This window comes from Erythrobacter mangrovi, from assembly GCF_013260645.1.
Classification (GTDB): domain Bacteria; phylum Pseudomonadota; class Alphaproteobacteria; order Sphingomonadales; family Sphingomonadaceae; genus Qipengyuania; species Qipengyuania mangrovi.
This window is the reverse complement of record NZ_CP053921.1, coordinates 1816078-1830891: the sequence shown is the minus strand read 5'-3', so window position 1 is coordinate 1830891 and position 14814 is coordinate 1816078. Positions and strand designations below refer to the sequence as shown.

Annotated in this window: 15 protein-coding genes; 9 read left to right on the top strand and 6 right to left on the bottom strand. The window is 60.8% G+C overall.

Annotation, left to right across the window (positions count from 1 at the left end; all coding sequences use genetic code 11):
* The first annotated feature begins 69 nt into the window (after positions 1-69).
* The gene (locus tag HQR01_RS09375; protein ID WP_173214596.1) at positions 70-924 is read left to right on the top strand and encodes an AAA family ATPase; all 855 of its coding nucleotides are present in this window, start codon (positions 70-72) and stop codon (positions 922-924) included.
* A 73-nt stretch (positions 925-997) separates the two neighbouring features.
* On the opposite strand, the gene HQR01_RS09370 is transcribed toward HQR01_RS09375, so the two are convergent.
* Positions 998-2398 (bottom strand): methyl-accepting chemotaxis protein, encoded by a 1401-nt coding sequence (locus HQR01_RS09370; RefSeq protein WP_173214594.1) that lies wholly within the window; start codon positions 2396-2398, stop codon positions 998-1000.
* Between the two features lie 120 nt (positions 2399-2518).
* Between HQR01_RS09370 and HQR01_RS09365 the strand changes: the two genes are divergently transcribed.
* The 3 genes from HQR01_RS09365 to HQR01_RS09355 all read left to right on the top strand — a co-directional run bounded on the left by HQR01_RS09365 (position 2519) and on the right by HQR01_RS09355 (position 4982).
* Positions 2519-3700: a vWA domain-containing protein gene (locus tag HQR01_RS09365; protein ID WP_173214593.1), complete on the top strand. Its 1182-nt coding sequence runs from the start codon at positions 2519-2521 to the stop codon at positions 3698-3700.
* Between the two features lie 71 nt (positions 3701-3771).
* Positions 3772-4113: a hypothetical protein gene (locus HQR01_RS09360; protein ID WP_173214591.1), complete on the top strand. Its 342-nt coding sequence runs from the start codon at positions 3772-3774 to the stop codon at positions 4111-4113.
* Between the two features lie 14 nt (positions 4114-4127).
* Positions 4128-4982 carry a DUF817 domain-containing protein gene (locus HQR01_RS09355; RefSeq protein ID WP_173214589.1) on the top strand — a complete coding sequence of 285 codons (855 nt, stop codon included), beginning with the start codon at positions 4128-4130 and terminating at the stop codon, positions 4980-4982.
* Here the strand turns inward: HQR01_RS09355 and HQR01_RS09350 are convergent.
* The 4 genes from HQR01_RS09350 to HQR01_RS09335 form a co-directional block, all read right to left on the bottom strand.
* The gene (locus HQR01_RS09350; protein ID WP_173214587.1) at positions 4979-6265 is read right to left on the bottom strand and encodes a spinster family MFS transporter; all 1287 of its coding nucleotides are present in this window, start codon (positions 6263-6265) and stop codon (positions 4979-4981) included. The two genes, HQR01_RS09355 and HQR01_RS09350, sit on opposite strands and share 4 nt — an antisense overlap.
* A 132-nt stretch (positions 6266-6397) precedes the next feature.
* Positions 6398-7417, bottom strand: a complete 1020-nt coding sequence (locus tag HQR01_RS09345; RefSeq protein ID WP_173214585.1) for an aspartyl/asparaginyl beta-hydroxylase domain-containing protein — start codon at positions 7415-7417, stop codon at positions 6398-6400.
* On the bottom strand, positions 7414-8616 hold the full coding sequence (locus tag HQR01_RS09340) for an exo-beta-N-acetylmuramidase NamZ family protein (RefSeq protein ID WP_173214583.1): 1203 nt from the start codon (positions 8614-8616) through the stop codon (positions 7414-7416). The genes HQR01_RS09345 and HQR01_RS09340 overlap by 4 nt, the downstream gene beginning before the upstream one ends.
* The gene (locus HQR01_RS09335) at positions 8613-9101 is read right to left on the bottom strand and encodes a DOMON-like domain-containing protein (RefSeq protein WP_234030105.1); all 489 of its coding nucleotides are present in this window, start codon (positions 9099-9101) and stop codon (positions 8613-8615) included. The genes HQR01_RS09340 and HQR01_RS09335 overlap by 4 nt, the downstream gene beginning before the upstream one ends.
* Positions 9102-9205: 104 nt before the next feature.
* Between HQR01_RS09335 and tyrS the strand changes: the two genes are divergently transcribed.
* From tyrS to cysK, 4 genes are all read left to right on the top strand, one after another.
* Entirely contained in the window at positions 9206-10435 is a 1230-nt protein-coding gene (gene tyrS, locus HQR01_RS09330; RefSeq protein WP_173214579.1) for a tyrosine--tRNA ligase, read from the top strand.
* 99 nt (positions 10436-10534) lie between these two features.
* Positions 10535-10873 (top strand): PilZ domain-containing protein, encoded by a 339-nt coding sequence (locus HQR01_RS09325; RefSeq protein ID WP_173214577.1) that lies wholly within the window; start codon positions 10535-10537, stop codon positions 10871-10873.
* A gap of 76 nt (positions 10874-10949) precedes the next feature.
* Entirely contained in the window at positions 10950-12269 is a 1320-nt protein-coding gene (locus tag HQR01_RS09320; RefSeq protein WP_173214575.1) for an MFS transporter, read from the top strand.
* Positions 12266-13183, top strand: a complete 918-nt coding sequence (gene cysK / locus HQR01_RS09315; RefSeq protein ID WP_173214573.1) for a cysteine synthase A — start codon at positions 12266-12268, stop codon at positions 13181-13183. Before HQR01_RS09320 ends, cysK begins: the two co-directional genes overlap by 4 nt.
* Positions 13184-13206: 23 nt before the next feature.
* Here the strand turns inward: cysK and HQR01_RS09310 are convergent, their stop codons facing one another.
* A complete protein-coding gene (locus HQR01_RS09310) occupies positions 13207-13845 on the bottom strand; it encodes a hypothetical protein (RefSeq protein WP_173214571.1) in 639 nt (212 codons plus the stop codon).
* A 128-nt stretch (positions 13846-13973) separates the two neighbouring features.
* On the opposite strand from HQR01_RS09310, the gene HQR01_RS09305 reads away from it, so the two are divergent.
* Positions 13974-14624: a dienelactone hydrolase family protein gene (locus HQR01_RS09305; protein WP_234030104.1), complete on the top strand. Its 651-nt coding sequence runs from the start codon at positions 13974-13976 to the stop codon at positions 14622-14624.
* Positions 14625-14814 lie beyond the last annotated feature (190 nt).

Genomic DNA, 14814 nt, shown 5'->3' with positions numbered 1-14814 from the left:
GTTGCGGCGCCCTCTTGCCCTTCGCGCGCGGTGCCCCTAACGCTTACGTAAAGTTGCAAGGGAAAACCGATGAGCGAACCGACTCGTTTCGAAGGCACGAAATCTTATATCGCCACAGACGATCTCAAAGTCGCGGTCAACGCCGCTGTCACGCTCCGTCGACCGCTATTGGTCAAAGGCGAGCCGGGTACCGGCAAGACAGTACTCGCGCACGAAATTTCGAAGGCAATTGGCGCTCCGCTGATCGAGTGGAACGTCAAGTCGACCACCAAGGCGCAGCAGGGCCTCTACGAATACGACGCCGTTGCTCGTCTTCGCGACGGCCAGCTTGGCGACGAGCGCGTTCACGACATCTCGAACTACATCAAGAAGGGCAAGCTGTGGGAAGCCTTCACTTCCCCCGAGCTCCCCGTCCTGCTGATCGACGAGATCGACAAGGCTGACATCGAGTTCCCGAACGACCTCTTGCAGGAACTCGATCGCATGAGCTTCGACGTCTACGAAACGCATACGCGGATCGAGGCCAAGGAGCGGCCGATCGTCGTGATCACCTCGAACAACGAGAAGGAACTGCCCGACGCGTTCCTGCGCCGCTGCTTCTTCCACTACATCAAGTTCCCCGACCGCGACACGATGCGCGACATCGTCGAGGTTCACTTCCCCGGCATCCAGAAGAACCTGGTCACCAAGGCAATGGAAATTTTCTACGAGATTCGCGACGTGCCGGGCCTCAAGAAAAAGCCTTCGACCAGCGAGCTGCTCGACTGGCTGAAGCTATTGCTCAATGAGGACATGCCGCTCGACGTGCTGCAGTCGCAGAACCCGACCGCGGCGATCCCGCCGCTGCACGGTGCGCTGCTCAAGAACGAACAGGACGTGATGATGTTCGAACGTCTGGCCTTCATGGCACGCCGCCAGAACTGAGCCCCAAATCCTGACGAAAAAAAGGGCGCGTTCCGATCATGGAGCGCGCCCCTTTTTGTGTTCGGTGTCTGGCTCAGTCGAACGAGTAAGCCAGCTCGGAATCACCCCAGCGGCGACCGTTGATGAACAGCGGCACATAGACGTTGCGGACTACGATGTAGTTCTTGCCGTCGCCTTCCTGGCGATAGACCGCCATGGTGTAGGCGTCCTTGCTGTTCTTCGAGACAAGATCCACGCCTTCGAGGATGATCCGGCCGTTGCGGCAGTACTTCGTATCGTGCGCGAGATCTCCCGTCGGTTTGCGCGAATGCGCGCTGACATGCGTCGGCAGGAAGCCGTTCATGTCGGCCGGCGAGCACATCTTGATCGGCGCACCCTCCGCAACGACGGAGTCGATAACCGGACGCCAGCGTCGGTCGGCCCAGTCGCTCAGCGTAGTGCGGTAGAGCGGCGGGTTGGTGCCCGGGACCTGTCGATAGTTCTGGTCGAACAGCTGCTCCATGGTGAGCTCGCCCGCGGCAATTGCTTCTTCCGCGATGCGCGCGAGGTTGTTGCAGTGCTCGATCGCGCGTTCGACCATCATGCTGTCCTGCGGTGATAGGCCGGCCTTGACGAGCTTGTCGAACATGTCGCTCGCGGTCAGCTCGAGGTCTTCCATACGATCATGGGCCGTCGCCAGCTTGTTCTCATTCTCGCTGACCGCACCGTCGAAGTCGCGCAGCACGTCCTGAACCCGATGAACATGATCGGATATGGTCGCCGTGTTGCGCGCGATCTGGTCCTGCTGCTGATCGACTTCGTTGATCAGTTCGGTGACGCCCTGGAGCGTGTGCTCGATCGCAGAGACCGAGCTCTTGGCCTCGGCGCTGGCGGTGGCACCAACCTGGATCTTCTCGATGACCTGTTCTGCTTCGGACCCGAGCATATCGATGGTCCGCCCGATTTCTTCCGTCGCCTTGCGCGTCTCGCTGGCGAGGGTCTTCACCTCATTGGCGACGACCGCGAAGGTACGCCCCTGCTCCCCTGCCCGCATCGCTTCGATCGTGGCGTTGAGTGCGAGGATATTGGTGGTCTCGGCGAGCTGCTCGATTTCCTGCGAGCTGCGGCGGACTTGGTCCATCGCAGCGGCAAAGCCGGTCACATGCTGGGTCAGCGTTTCGACCAGTCCGAGCAAGTTGCCGATCTGGCCGAGCGAGTTGCCGATTAGTTCGGAACCCTGCGCCAAGCGGTCGATGGCACGTTCCGAAAGGAGCCGCGCTTCGTCGCTGGCTTCCAGCACCTTGCGCTGGTCGTCATCGAGCGCATGGACCGTGCCCTGCAGTTCGACATATTCCGAGCGCAGGTGACCGAACGAATCGATCACACCTTGGACGATGCCCGCAACATCGGTGCAGCCTACGGTCACCTTGCCGCAGCTTTCCGGAATGAGGCTGATGTTCGCCGCGCCGTTCGCGTCGATAGTTTTGAGTTCCATTGGTGGAATGACCCCCGTCGTTCTTTCACTTGCCAGATAAACGGGAATGGTTAGCGCCGAGTTAAGGGAATGCCCCGTTTTTCGCTTCGCCTGCGCCGCCAATCGCGCTAGACCAGCAGGATGTTTTTCAACTTCGTAGACGAGCTGCGCGCAGCAGGAATCCCCGCAAGCTTCAAAGAGCATCTCACCTTGCTCGAAGCCCTGGACAAAGACGTCATCGAGCAGACGCCCGAGGCGTTTTATTACCTGTCGCGCGCCACATTCGTTAAGGACGAAGGGCTGATCGATCGGTTCGACCAGGTCTTTTCCAAGGTCTTCAAAGGGATAATGTCCGATTACGGGCAGAACCCGGTCGACATTCCCGAAGACTGGCTCAAGGCCGTGGCCGAGAAATTCCTCACCGAAGAGGAGATGGAGGCAATCAAGTCGCTCGGCTCGTGGGACGAGATCATGGAGACGCTCAAGCAGCGGCTCGAAGAGCAGGAAAAGCGTCACCAGGGCGGCAACAAGTGGATCGGAACAGGCGGCACCTCGCCCTTTGGCAATTCGGGTTATAACCCCGAAGGCGTGCGCATTGGCGGCGAGAGCAAGCACAAGCGCGCGCTGAAGGTGTGGGACAAACGCGAGTTCAAGAACCTCGACAACACCAAGGAGCTTGGCACTCGCAACATCAAGATGGCGTTGCGCCGTCTGCGCCGCTTCGCTCGCGAAGGTGCGGCTGACGAACTCGATCTGGACGCAACGATCGAGGGTACGGCCAAGCAGGGCTGGCTGGATATCCACATGCGCCCCGAACGGCACAATGCGGTGAAGCTGCTGCTGTTCCTCGATGTCGGTGGCTCGATGGATCCCTTCATCAAGCTGTGCGAAGAGCTGTTCAGCGCCGCCACCACCGAGTTCAAGAACCTCGAGTTCTTCTACTTCCACAACTGCCTCTACGAGGGCGTGTGGAAGGACAACCGGCGCCGCTGGCAGGAACGCACCAAGACCTGGGACGTGCTCCACAAATACGGCCACGACTACAAAGTCATCTTCGTGGGCGATGCGGCCATGAGCCCCTATGAAATCACCCATCCGGGCGGCAGCGTGGAGCACATGAACGAAGAAGCGGGCGCTGTGTGGATGCAACGCGTGGTCAACACCTACCCAGCGACCGTTTGGCTCAACCCGGTGCCCGAAAAGCAGTGGAGCTATTCGCAGTCGACCAAGGTGATGAAGCAGATCGTCAACGACCGGATGTACCCGCTCACACTGGATGGGCTCGACGACGCAATGCGTGAATTGAGCCGCAAGCAGGGGTGACGGGCAACTACCTATCCGATCCTTGAGAAGGTACGGTTTTCGAAGTAGAAACCGCGCGAAGGAGAGTCTCTATGCGTGTCCCGTTTCTGCTGTGCATCGCTGCCATGACTATCGCTGCGGATACTCCCGAAGACATTCGGGCAGGCGGACAGGCGGAACATGCGATGATGCTGCTGGGTCTGCCCGACGCATCGACGACAGACTGTCACGACCGCATTTCCAAGGCTCGGCAGGGAGAGGCCAAGCCGGAACTGGATCGCCAACCGGCAAGCGCTGACCAGCCCTATCTAATTGCCGCGGTCGACCAGCGGGTCAACGGCTGCAGCGTGATGGTGATGCATCACGACAAGACCGATTTCCGTTCCCTGCCCTTGCCTTCCGAAGGTCCGCTTCGTCTCGAACCGGCAAACTGATCCCTTCCCCGACGATGCCGCGCCGGTTGGGTGCTTACGGCCATAGCCGCTTCGAAGCGGTCCGCCTCCGGCTTGAACAGTTCGATCCCGGCATGGGCTGGCGGCTGTGGCTCTACGAATTCCTGCTGTTCGGTTTCAAGCAAGGATGGGCCTGCCTGTTCGGGGCATTGATGCTCGCGCTGCTCCTGGCCACGCATTTCCTGTACCCGGACGATGCACCGCTTCATCGATACGACTTCCTGACCCTTTCCGCTGTCGCAATACAGGGTGGAATGCTGCTGTTCCGACTGGAGACCTGGGCAGAGGCGAAGGTCATCCTGATCTTCCATGTCGTCGGCACGGTGATGGAACTGTTCAAGACCAGCGCCGGCTCGTGGATCTATCCCGAGGCGAGCGTGCTGCATATCGGTGCGGTCCCGCTATTCTCGGGCTTCATGTATGCCAGCGTCGGCAGCTACATCGCACGAGTGTGGCGGATATTCGACTTCCGGTACTCTGGATACCCGCCACGTTGGGCTACATTCATCCTGGCGGCGGCGATCTACGTCAACTTCTTCGCACACCACTGGTTGCCCGATTTCCGCTTGCTGCTGTTCGCCGCGACCGGCCTGCTGTTCTGGAAGACCCGGATCCATTTTCGCAACTGGCGCGCCCATCGCTGGATGCCGCTGCTTCTGGGTTTCCTCCTGGTGGCGGTGTTCATCTGGTTCGCCGAGAACATCGGCACCTTCGCCCGTGCCTGGAGTTATCCCGGGCAGGAGGACGGATGGGAACCGGTCGGGCTTGCCAAACTCGGCAGCTGGTACCTGTTGATGCTGATCAGCTTCGTGCTGGTCAACTTGGTCAATCCTGTGCGCGAACCCGACTAACCCTTTCGGTCGAGCTCCTCATCGAGCCTCAGGCTGCAGCGCCAGAAGAAATAGGCGGGCAGCAGTCCCAGGAATGCCGCGCCGTAAAGGACGTAGCGTACACTGTCTTCGCCGTACTCGGGACGCAGGACGTCCGACAGCATGCCGAAGAACAACGGCCCCAGTCCAAGCCCGATGAGGTTCTGAAAGAACAGCAGAACCGCCGCTGCGATGGCCCTCGTCCGGATGGGAACCAGCCCCTGCGCCGCGGAATAGGTTGGCCCGTAGTAGAGCGAGTTGAGCAGCGTTGGCAGAAACAACAAGGCAAGACCCACGGGCCAGCTCTGCGCCTGGTATGCGAATATCGCGATCGGAACTGCGATCGCCATCCCGATAGCCGGTGCTGTCATCATATGGCGCCGGTTGGCTGCGCCGAAACGATCTGCAAGATAGCCGCCGAACCAGGTCCCGAATATGCCCGCAACGCCGTTGACTACGCCGAACCAGAAACCGACTTCGCCCGGCGACATGCCGTGCGTCCGCTGGAAGAAAATCGTGGTCCACGTCGTCTTGCCATAGGACAGGAAGGCTGCGGCGGACCCGGCAGCCAGCAAAAGGACGAATGCGCGCGACCCCATCACGGCCTTGATCGCATCCATGAAGGGCATGGTCTCCGTTTGTACGTTCCGCGCCGCAATCATGCCTGTACGGCGGGGATCCTTGAGCAACCAGACAACTACTAGGGCCAGGGCAACGCCGGGCAATCCCACGACGAGGAACGCCTTGCGCCACCCCACCCAGTCGGCAAGAGTTCCACCAATGAACATGCCCAGCACAGTCCCAATGGGGATGCCGAGCGCATAGAAGGCCAACGCCGAGCTGCGCTTCTCGGCAGGCACCATATCCGCGATCAATGAGTGCGCCGGTGGCGTGCACCCAGCCTCACCAACCCCCACACCGATCCGGGCCAGCAAGAGTTGGACGAAATTCTGCGCTAACCCGCACAATGCGGTCATAGCCGACCAGATCGCCAATGCCCCCGCGATCAGGAAGGGACGGTTCGTCCCCGGCCGATCCGAGAAACGAGCAATCGGCAGGCCCAGCACGGTATAGAACAACGCAAACGCCAGCCCGGTCATCAGCCCGATTTGCGTGTCGGAGAGCCCGAGATCCTGCGCGATCGGCTCGGCCAGGATATTAACGATCTGCCGGTCGATGAAATTGAAGATGTAGACGATCAGCAGGATCCAGAGCGTCGCTCGCACAGCAGCCTGTGATCCGTCTGCTGGCGCAGCGGTTGCCATTAATCCCTCTCCCGAAGCGCGGGTATGCTCACCGCGCCTTAGGACGGTTTACGAATTCGTAGACTTGGTCAAGTTCCGATGCGACGGATCGTCGGCATGTTTGCGACCTGGCAAGGGATTCAGGTGCAGACGCTAGCCTTCATCGACGACTTCAAAGAGCGCCTGGATCTGTTGACGCTCGTCGAGATCGAGTTCGGGGCGCCAGACGTCGAAGATCAAGACCAACCTGTCCTGCCCAGCATTGTTGCGCGCATCATGTTCCACCGTGTCGTCGAAGAGAAGCAGCTTCCCGACTTCCCATTCACGTACCTGTTCACCAACGCGCAGCCGCCCGGGCCCGGGAATGATCAAGGGTAGGTGGCAAATCAAACGCGTATTGATCATGCCCGTATGCGGTGGGATCGACGATCCGGCGCGCAGCAGCGAATACATGATCGAAGGCGCGCGACTTGGAATCTGGCACAAGGGCGCCGAAGAAGAGATGGTGGCGAACGCATGTGGGCTCAACGCTGTTCGTTCGGGATCCGCTCGTCCCGCGATCGTGAGGTCCAGCGTGCTCCACGACGGATCGTCGAGCAGTCCGTGAACATCCCCCTGGGGGCGCTCGTGATCCGTGCTGACATAGGGGGCGAAGTTTCCCGAAGATTCCAGAAGACCGAGCGCTTCCCGGAGTATTATCTCTGTCTCGCCCTCAACAGTGCTAGTCCACGGGTGGCGCGCTGGATCGTCGAACTGCAAATAGGGAAGATCGGGATAGAAATACATCTGCGGCAGTTGCGGGAAGCGTTCGAACACAGGGTCGCGCTGGCGTTCCCCAAACATGATCGCGAGTGACTTCGCGAACCGGGGGTGCATCGCGGATCCGGCAATTCCCTTTGCTGCTAGTCCTTCCACGATGTTGAGTCTGAAGCGTTCCGCCAGCCAGACGCAGGCATCGCGCGCCCGCAAGAGCTCGCTCCGTTCGAGTGGGACGCCTTCTCCCGCCAGTCGTCCGACTTGTCCGTAGAAAGCGTTCGCAGCACGATAATCCCGGTGACGCATGCGGTTGTCGGCTTTGGCAAGGGTTGCGACGATGTCCCGCCGGTCGGCACTCAAGCGCCTATCAGCCTCAGCCTCCTCAAGCGACGGATCAGGACTATCGATCTTGCTCATGTATAGATCAGGTGCGGGGCAATGGTCTCACGCCAGTCCATTTCGTCAGCCTCTGCAAGTTCGTCTAGGTCGCCCGGTTCCGCCTCGCTGTCATCCACCCAATCGCGCAGCGATGGTCCGCCGTTGATCACATCGATCGCAAGTCGATCAAGTTCATATTCGTAGGGGAAATCGCGCCACAACGGATAATCAGGATAAAGTCTGCGGATCGCCTTGAAGGTCAGCGCCTGCAACCTCCAGGGCCGGAAGTCATGATGACTGTAAAACCGACCTTCTGCATGTATCATCAACGCATTACATAGCATTCCTACGTGCTTGTGAAAGGTTGGTTCGAACCAGCATTCGCGCAGTGCGCAACCACGGAGCCACTTGGGCGCTAGCTGTTCCATTTCCGCCCGGATCGCGGCTGCATCGATATCGGGCGCCCCGAACAGCACCTCCAACGGGCGTGTCGTACCCCTGCCCTCGCTCAAGGTCGTCCCTTCAAGCATGACGGTCCCGGCATAGGCACGGGCCATGTTGAGGTTCGCAGCATTGGGACTGGGATTGATCCATACGCGATCGGCAGGCCAGCCATAACCGGGCGCATGACCCGGCTGCCAACCGGTCATCTCAATCACGCGATAATCGAGATCGAGACCAAAGTGGGCTTTGAACCAGCACCCCATCTCGCCCATCGTCAGTCCATGACGCATCGGCATGGGGGCAGCGCCAACGAAGCTTTCCTGGCCCGATACAAGCAAGGTTCCTTCGACCGGTCCGCCTGCGGGGTTCGGCCGGTCGAGGACCCATACCGATTTGCCTGCTTTGGCAGCCTCCTCCATCAGGTAGAGCAGTGTCGTCACGAAGGTATAGATGCGGCAACCAAGGTCCTGCAGGTCGAACAGGAAGATGTCCGCACACTCCATCATCCTGGCCGTCGGTCGGCGCACTTCACCGTAAAGGCTGTAGATCGGGATGCCGTAGCGCGGATCGATTTCATCTGCGGTTTCGACCATATTGTCCTGCTTGTCGCCCTTCAGCCCATGCTGCGGACCGAAGGCACCAGTGACGTTCACCCCAATGTCGATCAGCGCATCAAGCGAGTGCTGGAGCCGTGATGTCACCGATGCGGGATGCGCCACCAAGGCAACTCGCCTGCCTTCCAGTTCGGTGCGAAGTTCTGGCTCATTCAGTAGGCGGTCGATACCAAATCTCATGCGAGCGTGGGTGCCTCAAGCCTCGCGGTGAAGCAAGCCGCCCGATGGAAATCTGGAGCATTCTCCGCCGAATGGGCGAGTGCCCAGTAACTCAAGATCTGCCCTTCTTCCTCGATCACTGCTGTCAGGCCCATCGCGCAGGGTTGCGGCGGCAGCATTTCGCGCGGAATCGCGGCATCGAAGATCGCCATGCTCGAACCCGGGCGCATGGTGAGGACGGGGTGCCGCTCTCCCGCCCGTTCACGCATTCCCTGCCGGTAGTCGTCGAAATCATAGGCGTTCCACGCTTCGGACGGCGATAGGTTGAATTCGGTGTAAGACTGCCCCTCGCCCGACTGCAGGAACACCTCGAAGCAGGTGGTACGCCACAGCTCGTCACGTCGCTGCCGGCCTACCAGCTTGGGCAGCACGAGCCCGGAACTTCCGTCGATGCGCCAGCGGATCGTTAGCCAGTGAGGATCGTCATTCCTGACGCGCGCTTCCACTAACCGAACGCTGCTCGGCAATTTGGCGGGATGCGGGACAAGGGGATACGCTTGCATTGTCTTGCCCCCATGCTAACCGCCGCGCTCCAACGCAAGTGAACATCATGACCCAATACTCGTCCGACCTCCTGCGCCTGCTCGAAGAGCGTGGTTACATCCACCAGATTACCGATCCGGCGGGGCTCGACGCCCTGGCGATGAAGCAGGTCGTCCCGGGCTATATCGGCTTCGACGCAACCGCGCCCTCGCTGCATATCGGCAGCCTGGTGCAGATCATGATGCTGCGCCGCCTCCAACAGACCGGGCACAAGCCGGTCGTGGTCATGGGTGGTGGCACCACCAAGGTCGGCGATCCGAGCGGCAAGGATGAAAGCCGCAAGATGCTGACCGACGAGGATATCAACGCGAATATCGACGGAATCCGCACGGTGTTCGAGCGACTGCTGACCTTCGGCGAAGGCCCGACCGATGCAGTCATGGTCAACAACGACGAATGGCTGGGCAAGCTCGGCTACATCGAGCTGCTGCGCGATGTCGGCCCCCACTTCACGATCAACCGCATGCTGACCTTCGATTCGGTGAAGCTGCGGCTAGAGCGTGAGCAGCCGCTGACATTCCTCGAATTCAATTACATGATCCTACAAGCCTATGACTTCCGCGAGCTGGCACAACGCTATGCTTGCCGCCTGCAGATGGGCGGCAGCGACCAGTGGGGCAACATCGTCAACGGCATGGAACTCGGTCGCCGCATGGACGGGACAGAACTGTTTGGGCTTACAACCCCGCTGCTGACTACTGCCGACGGTTCGAAGATGGGCAAGACCGCCGCTGGCGCGGTGTGGCTCAACGAGGCACAGTTGCCGAGCTACGATTTCTGGCAGTACTGGCGCAACGTCGACGACCGCGACGTCGGCCGGTTCCTGCGCCTGTTCACCGACCTGCCGCTTGACGAAATCGCTCGACTCGAATCGCTCGAGGGTGCCGAAATCAACGCCGCGAAGGCGGTTCTTGCCAACGAGGTAACCAAGCTCGTTCGCGGTGATGCCGCTGCGGATCTTGCAGCGCGTACGGCGGCCGAAACCTTTGCCGGCGGCGGTGCTGGCGAAGACCTGCCTTCCTTGTCGACGGGTGCCGAAGGCGTCCGTATCGGCGCGGCGCTGACCGCCCTCGGCTTCACCGCATCAAACGGAGAAGCAAAGCGGAAGTTGGCGGAAGGTGCCGTGAAGCTTGACGGTGAGACGATTACCGATCCGGGGCATCTGGTCATCGCCCTCCACGGGACTGAGCTTCGCCTCAGCCTGGGCAAGAAGAAGCATGCCATCCTGCGTCCATAAGACTGTGGATAAGGGCAGATTCCGACCACAAGGTTTACCAAATATCAGCCTTTGCCGTTCATTACTGCCCTGATTGAAATTCGGGAGGATACCCTGTCCATGAGCGGCGGAGCACAACTGAGCGTAACCGACCAGCGGCGCATGGCGCGCCACCCGGTCGATCACCCGGTGATTGCCGAGCATTTCGGCAAGGGAGACATGCGCCTCCACATCGCGAACATTTCCGCCAACGGCTTCATGGTCGACAACGCGGAAGGCCTGACGCGCGGCGATCGCGTGATCATTCGCCTGCCCGTTGTTGGGCGGATCGAGTCTTACGTGATCTGGACCCGCGACAACCGCGCCGGCTTCCAGTTCGAACGCATCATCCGCGTCGATGACTTCCTGGCGATGATCGATACGATCCAGCCAAATCCGCGCCTGCGTAAGCTGCGCTAAGCCGAACAACATCTGATTCCAGAATGCAAAGCAGGCGCGTCTTCACAACCGAAGGCGCGCCTGCCATGCGCCCGGCATGAGCTCTGCATCAACAACTCCCCCACTAGAGCCAGCAACGCCGCTCGCTATTGCCGACTTCCGCCGCTTCTGGACGGCCCGCTTCCTCGCAGTCTTCGCGACGATGTCGATGGTCGTGCTGATCGGCTACCAGGCTTACGATATCGCCCGTAGCGACTACGGCTACTCCACGTCGGAAGGCGCATTCCTGCTCGGGCTGCTGGGTCTCGCCCAGTTCATCCCCTTGCTCGTGCTTACCCCGGTTGCTGGCTGGGCCGCCGACCGGTTCGATCGCCGCGTCGTCGCCGCATGTGCCAATCTCACCGACTGCAGCATCGCCATTGCCCTTGCCTTCCTTACCTGGAGCGGCGCGCTGAACCTGCCCATAGTTTTCGGCCTTGCCGCGCTCCATGGGACCGCCCGGGTCTTCGTGAACCCGGCGATGAGCGCAGTCGCCCCGAACATCGTTCCGCCCAGGCTGCTGCCCCGCGCGATCGCCATGTCGAGCATCGCCTGGCAGGTCGCCAGCGTAATCGGCCCTGCGGCGGGCGGGTTCATGTTCGCCGAAAGCCAGTGGCTGCCCCATGCGATTTCGGCCGGGATGCTGGTTTGTTCTGCCGCGCTCATCCGGTCGATTCGCCCGATCCGCGCCGAACAGGATGCCACACCGCGGCACCCCGTTCGCCAGATGATCGAAGGCGCACAATTCACGTGGCGGCAGAAGTTCCTCCTCGGCTGTATCACGCTCGACCTGTTTGCCGTCCTGCTCGGTGGGGCGACCGCCATGCTGCCAGTCTTCGCGCGCGATATCCTGGCGGTCGGCCCCGAAGGCCTGGGAATCATGCGTGGTGCTCCAGCAATCGGCGCCTCGCTCGTCGCCCTGTGGATGGCGTGGCGACCGCTTGAGCATAATGTCGGTCCCAAGATGCTGTGGGCCGTCGTGGTGTTCGGCGCCGCTACCATCGTTTTCGGCCTCAGTCGCAACTTCGCCCTGTCGATCGGCGCCCTGACCCTGCTCGGCGCTGCCGACATGGTCTCGGTGTTCATTCGCTCCAGCCTCGTCCAGCTCAACACGCCTGACCGGATGCGCGGCCGCGTCTCGTCGATCTCAGGGTTGGCGATTTCCGCATCGAACGAACTCGGCGAGATGCAATCGGGCCTCGCCGCTGCGGTGCTCGGCGCAGCTGGCGCAGTTGTTTTCGGCGGCGTGGGTGCCATAGTGGTGACAGCAATCTGGGCGGTGATCTTCCCCCAACTTCGCCAGGCCAAGACATTCGCCCCCGAATTCCTGCCGGATAATCCCGGCCCAGAAACAACTCGCAAGGAGGCCCTGACATGAAAGCCGACTCCGTCCTCGCCACTATCGGCGGCACGCCCCACATCCGCCTTTCGCGCCTGTTCCCCGATCACGAAGTCTGGGTGAAGAGCGAGCGCGCCAATCCGGGCGGATCAATCAAGGACCGCATCGGCCTCGCCATGGTCGAAGATGCAGAGAAGGCCGGCAAGCTCAAGCCCGGCGGCACGATCATCGAACCGACCAGCGGTAACACCGGCATCGGCCTGGCGATGACCGCGGCGGTAAAGGGTTACAAGCTGATCCTCGTCATGCCCGAAAGCATGAGCCTTGAGCGGCGGCGGCTGATGCTGGCCTATGGCGCCAGCTTCGACCTTACGCCGAAGGAAAAGGGCATGAAGGGAGCGATCGAGCGTGCGCTTGAACTGGTTTCCCAGACCGAGAACTCGTGGATGCCGAGCCAGTTCGACAATGAGAGCAACTGGAAAGTGCATGCTCGCACCACCGCGCATGAGATCCTGGCGGACTTCGCCGACACCCCGATCGACGTGTTGATCACCGGGGTTGGCACCGGGGGTCACCTCACCGGCTGCGCCGAGGAACTCAAGAAGAGCTGGAACGCGATGAAGGCCTATGCCGTCGAACCGACGCTTTCGCCGGTAATCAGCGGCGGCCAGCCTGGCCCTCACCCGATCCAGGGCATCGGCGCGGGTTTCGTACCCGAGAACCTGCATACCAAGTCGATCGACGGCGCGATCCAGGTAGAACCGGAAGCCGCCAAGGAAATGGCCCGGCAATGCGCCACCAAGGAAGGCCTGCTGGTCGGCATTTCGAGCGGTGCGACGCTGGCGGCAATTGCCCAGAAACTGCCCAGTTTACCCGCTGGATCGCGGGTGCTGGGCTTCAACTACGACACTGGCGAGCGCTACCTCTCGGTGCCGGACTTCCTGCCAGAATAGACAGGGTAGAGGCCCGATCCACCCTAGTAATAGGCGTGGATCGGGTGCCCTCTTTCGCCCCAGAATACGAACCAACGGCCCGCTGTTTCGACGATGTCGATCTGCTCTTCCAGTTCGATCGTCGCTTCGGCGCGGTGCCTGCCCAGTCCGAATAGACCGGCCTTGCGCGTCTCGCGTGGTCCGTTCTGCCTGATATCTTCGACCGCCTGAAGCAGCTCTCGGCCATAACGTTCTGCGTCGTCCGGCATCCGGTTCTCCCACGCGGCCTCGATCTGCTCAGGCGACAGGACGTTCACACAATCCTCGAGAAAGCTACCGCGGAAGCAGGTTTCATCGACACCCTCGTACATGCCGGCGTGGGTGTATTTCGGCAGCCCGTCCGATTGGATCAGGTGCAGGGCAAAGAAGCCCTTTCCCGCCTCGATGGCTTCTTCGCGACTCATGCGGTCCGCAAGCTCTCCCGCGATCCAGTCGTCGGCGGCAGGATCGACCCCCACTTGCGGTGCGCCGACAACTTCATAAGGTTGCAAGCTGATTTCCTCGAATCGTTCGAGTTCCTGATCGGTCAGTTCAAGATTGCCCAGGGATCGCGTTACCAAGTCATGCCATTCCGACTCATAGCCTTCACGCGCCCGGGCCAAGGGGGTCAAATCGAGTCCCATTTGCTGTCTCCTGCATCTGTCCCCGAAAGACCCCCCGTTTTCGGTTCTGAACCAATAAAGAGCGAAATATGAAAGACTTCATAAAAGTCCCGTATGCTGATGGGGACACTCCGCTAACGGCTTTGCGCATGACTCCCGATGGTCCGGCGCGGGCCGCCGTCGCGATCTTTCCCACCTTCATGAACTCGACCCCCGGGGTCGAAGCCAAAGCGCGCGACTTGGTTGAAGCGGGGTATTCGGTCCTCATTGGCGATTTCTACGGACCCGAGGCGCCAAGCGATTTTCAGCAGGCCTTCGCGGTGATGACGAAGCTGCGCTCGGACCCGCGAGCCATGCGCACACGGCTGCGCGCTACCATCGCCCTATTGCGTGAACTCGAACCTGACGTGCCTCAACTTGCGATCGGCTTCTGCCTTGGTGGCTTCGCAGTGCTCGAGATGGCGCGTGACGGGCAGGACCTGGCCGTTGTGGTAAGTTTCCATGGCCTGTTGGAGACGCCCCTCCCCGCGGTTGACGCAATCGGGCCGCGCATACTCGTCTGCCACGGCGATGCCGACGCGCTGGTTCCCCGCAGTCAGGTCAACGGCTTCTGGGAGGAAATGGATCGCGTATCAGCGAACTGGCACTTCCACAGCTATGCGGGTGTCGAACACGGGTTCACCAACCCTGTCATGCTCGATGGCTCACCCAATCCGGCATTCAACGCGAGTGCCGACCGCCAGAGCTGGGCAGCGATGCACGCCCTGTTTGATGAGGTGTTGGGACAGGCGCACGCCTGACCAATCCGGATTTCCTACCCGTCAAAGCAGCGATAGGATCGGCCAGCTCTTTCTTATCGTCCGGCTGGCACGATCTCCGGTAACTCAAAAGTGACAGGTGGCTGCGCGAAAATCCGCGCAACCACCTGAAACAGAAGCTTAATTCATGATCCCGGAATTTTTAGAATGCCCCGGTTCGGTGTTCCACCTG

Excerpts from the sequence above, each read along its gene's own strand:
- HQR01_RS09375 (WP_173214596.1), top strand. The coding sequence starts at position 70 with ATGAGCGAACCGACTCGTTTCGAAGGCACGAAATCTTATATCGCCACA.
- HQR01_RS09370 (WP_173214594.1), bottom strand. The coding sequence starts at position 2,398 with ATGGAACTCAAAACTATCGACGCGAACGGCGCGGCGAACATCAGCCTC.
- HQR01_RS09365 (WP_173214593.1), top strand. The coding sequence starts at position 2,519 with ATGTTTTTCAACTTCGTAGACGAGCTGCGCGCAGCAGGAATCCCCGCA.
- HQR01_RS09360 (WP_173214591.1), top strand. The coding sequence starts at position 3,772 with ATGCGTGTCCCGTTTCTGCTGTGCATCGCTGCCATGACTATCGCTGCG.
- HQR01_RS09355 (WP_173214589.1), top strand. The coding sequence starts at position 4,128 with ATGCCGCGCCGGTTGGGTGCTTACGGCCATAGCCGCTTCGAAGCGGTC.
- HQR01_RS09350 (WP_173214587.1), bottom strand. The coding sequence starts at position 6,265 with ATGGCAACCGCTGCGCCAGCAGACGGATCACAGGCTGCTGTGCGAGCG.
- HQR01_RS09345 (WP_173214585.1), bottom strand. The coding sequence starts at position 7,417 with ATGAGCAAGATCGATAGTCCTGATCCGTCGCTTGAGGAGGCTGAGGCT.
- HQR01_RS09340 (WP_173214583.1), bottom strand. The coding sequence starts at position 8,616 with ATGAGATTTGGTATCGACCGCCTACTGAATGAGCCAGAACTTCGCACC.
- tyrS (WP_173214579.1), top strand. The coding sequence starts at position 9,206 with ATGACCCAATACTCGTCCGACCTCCTGCGCCTGCTCGAAGAGCGTGGT.
- HQR01_RS09325 (WP_173214577.1), top strand. The coding sequence starts at position 10,535 with ATGAGCGGCGGAGCACAACTGAGCGTAACCGACCAGCGGCGCATGGCG.
- HQR01_RS09320 (WP_173214575.1), top strand. The coding sequence starts at position 10,950 with ATGAGCTCTGCATCAACAACTCCCCCACTAGAGCCAGCAACGCCGCTC.
- cysK (WP_173214573.1), top strand. The coding sequence starts at position 12,266 with ATGAAAGCCGACTCCGTCCTCGCCACTATCGGCGGCACGCCCCACATC.
- HQR01_RS09310 (WP_173214571.1), bottom strand. The coding sequence starts at position 13,845 with ATGGGACTCGATTTGACCCCCTTGGCCCGGGCGCGTGAAGGCTATGAG.
- HQR01_RS09305 (WP_234030104.1), top strand. The coding sequence starts at position 13,974 with ATGACTCCCGATGGTCCGGCGCGGGCCGCCGTCGCGATCTTTCCCACC.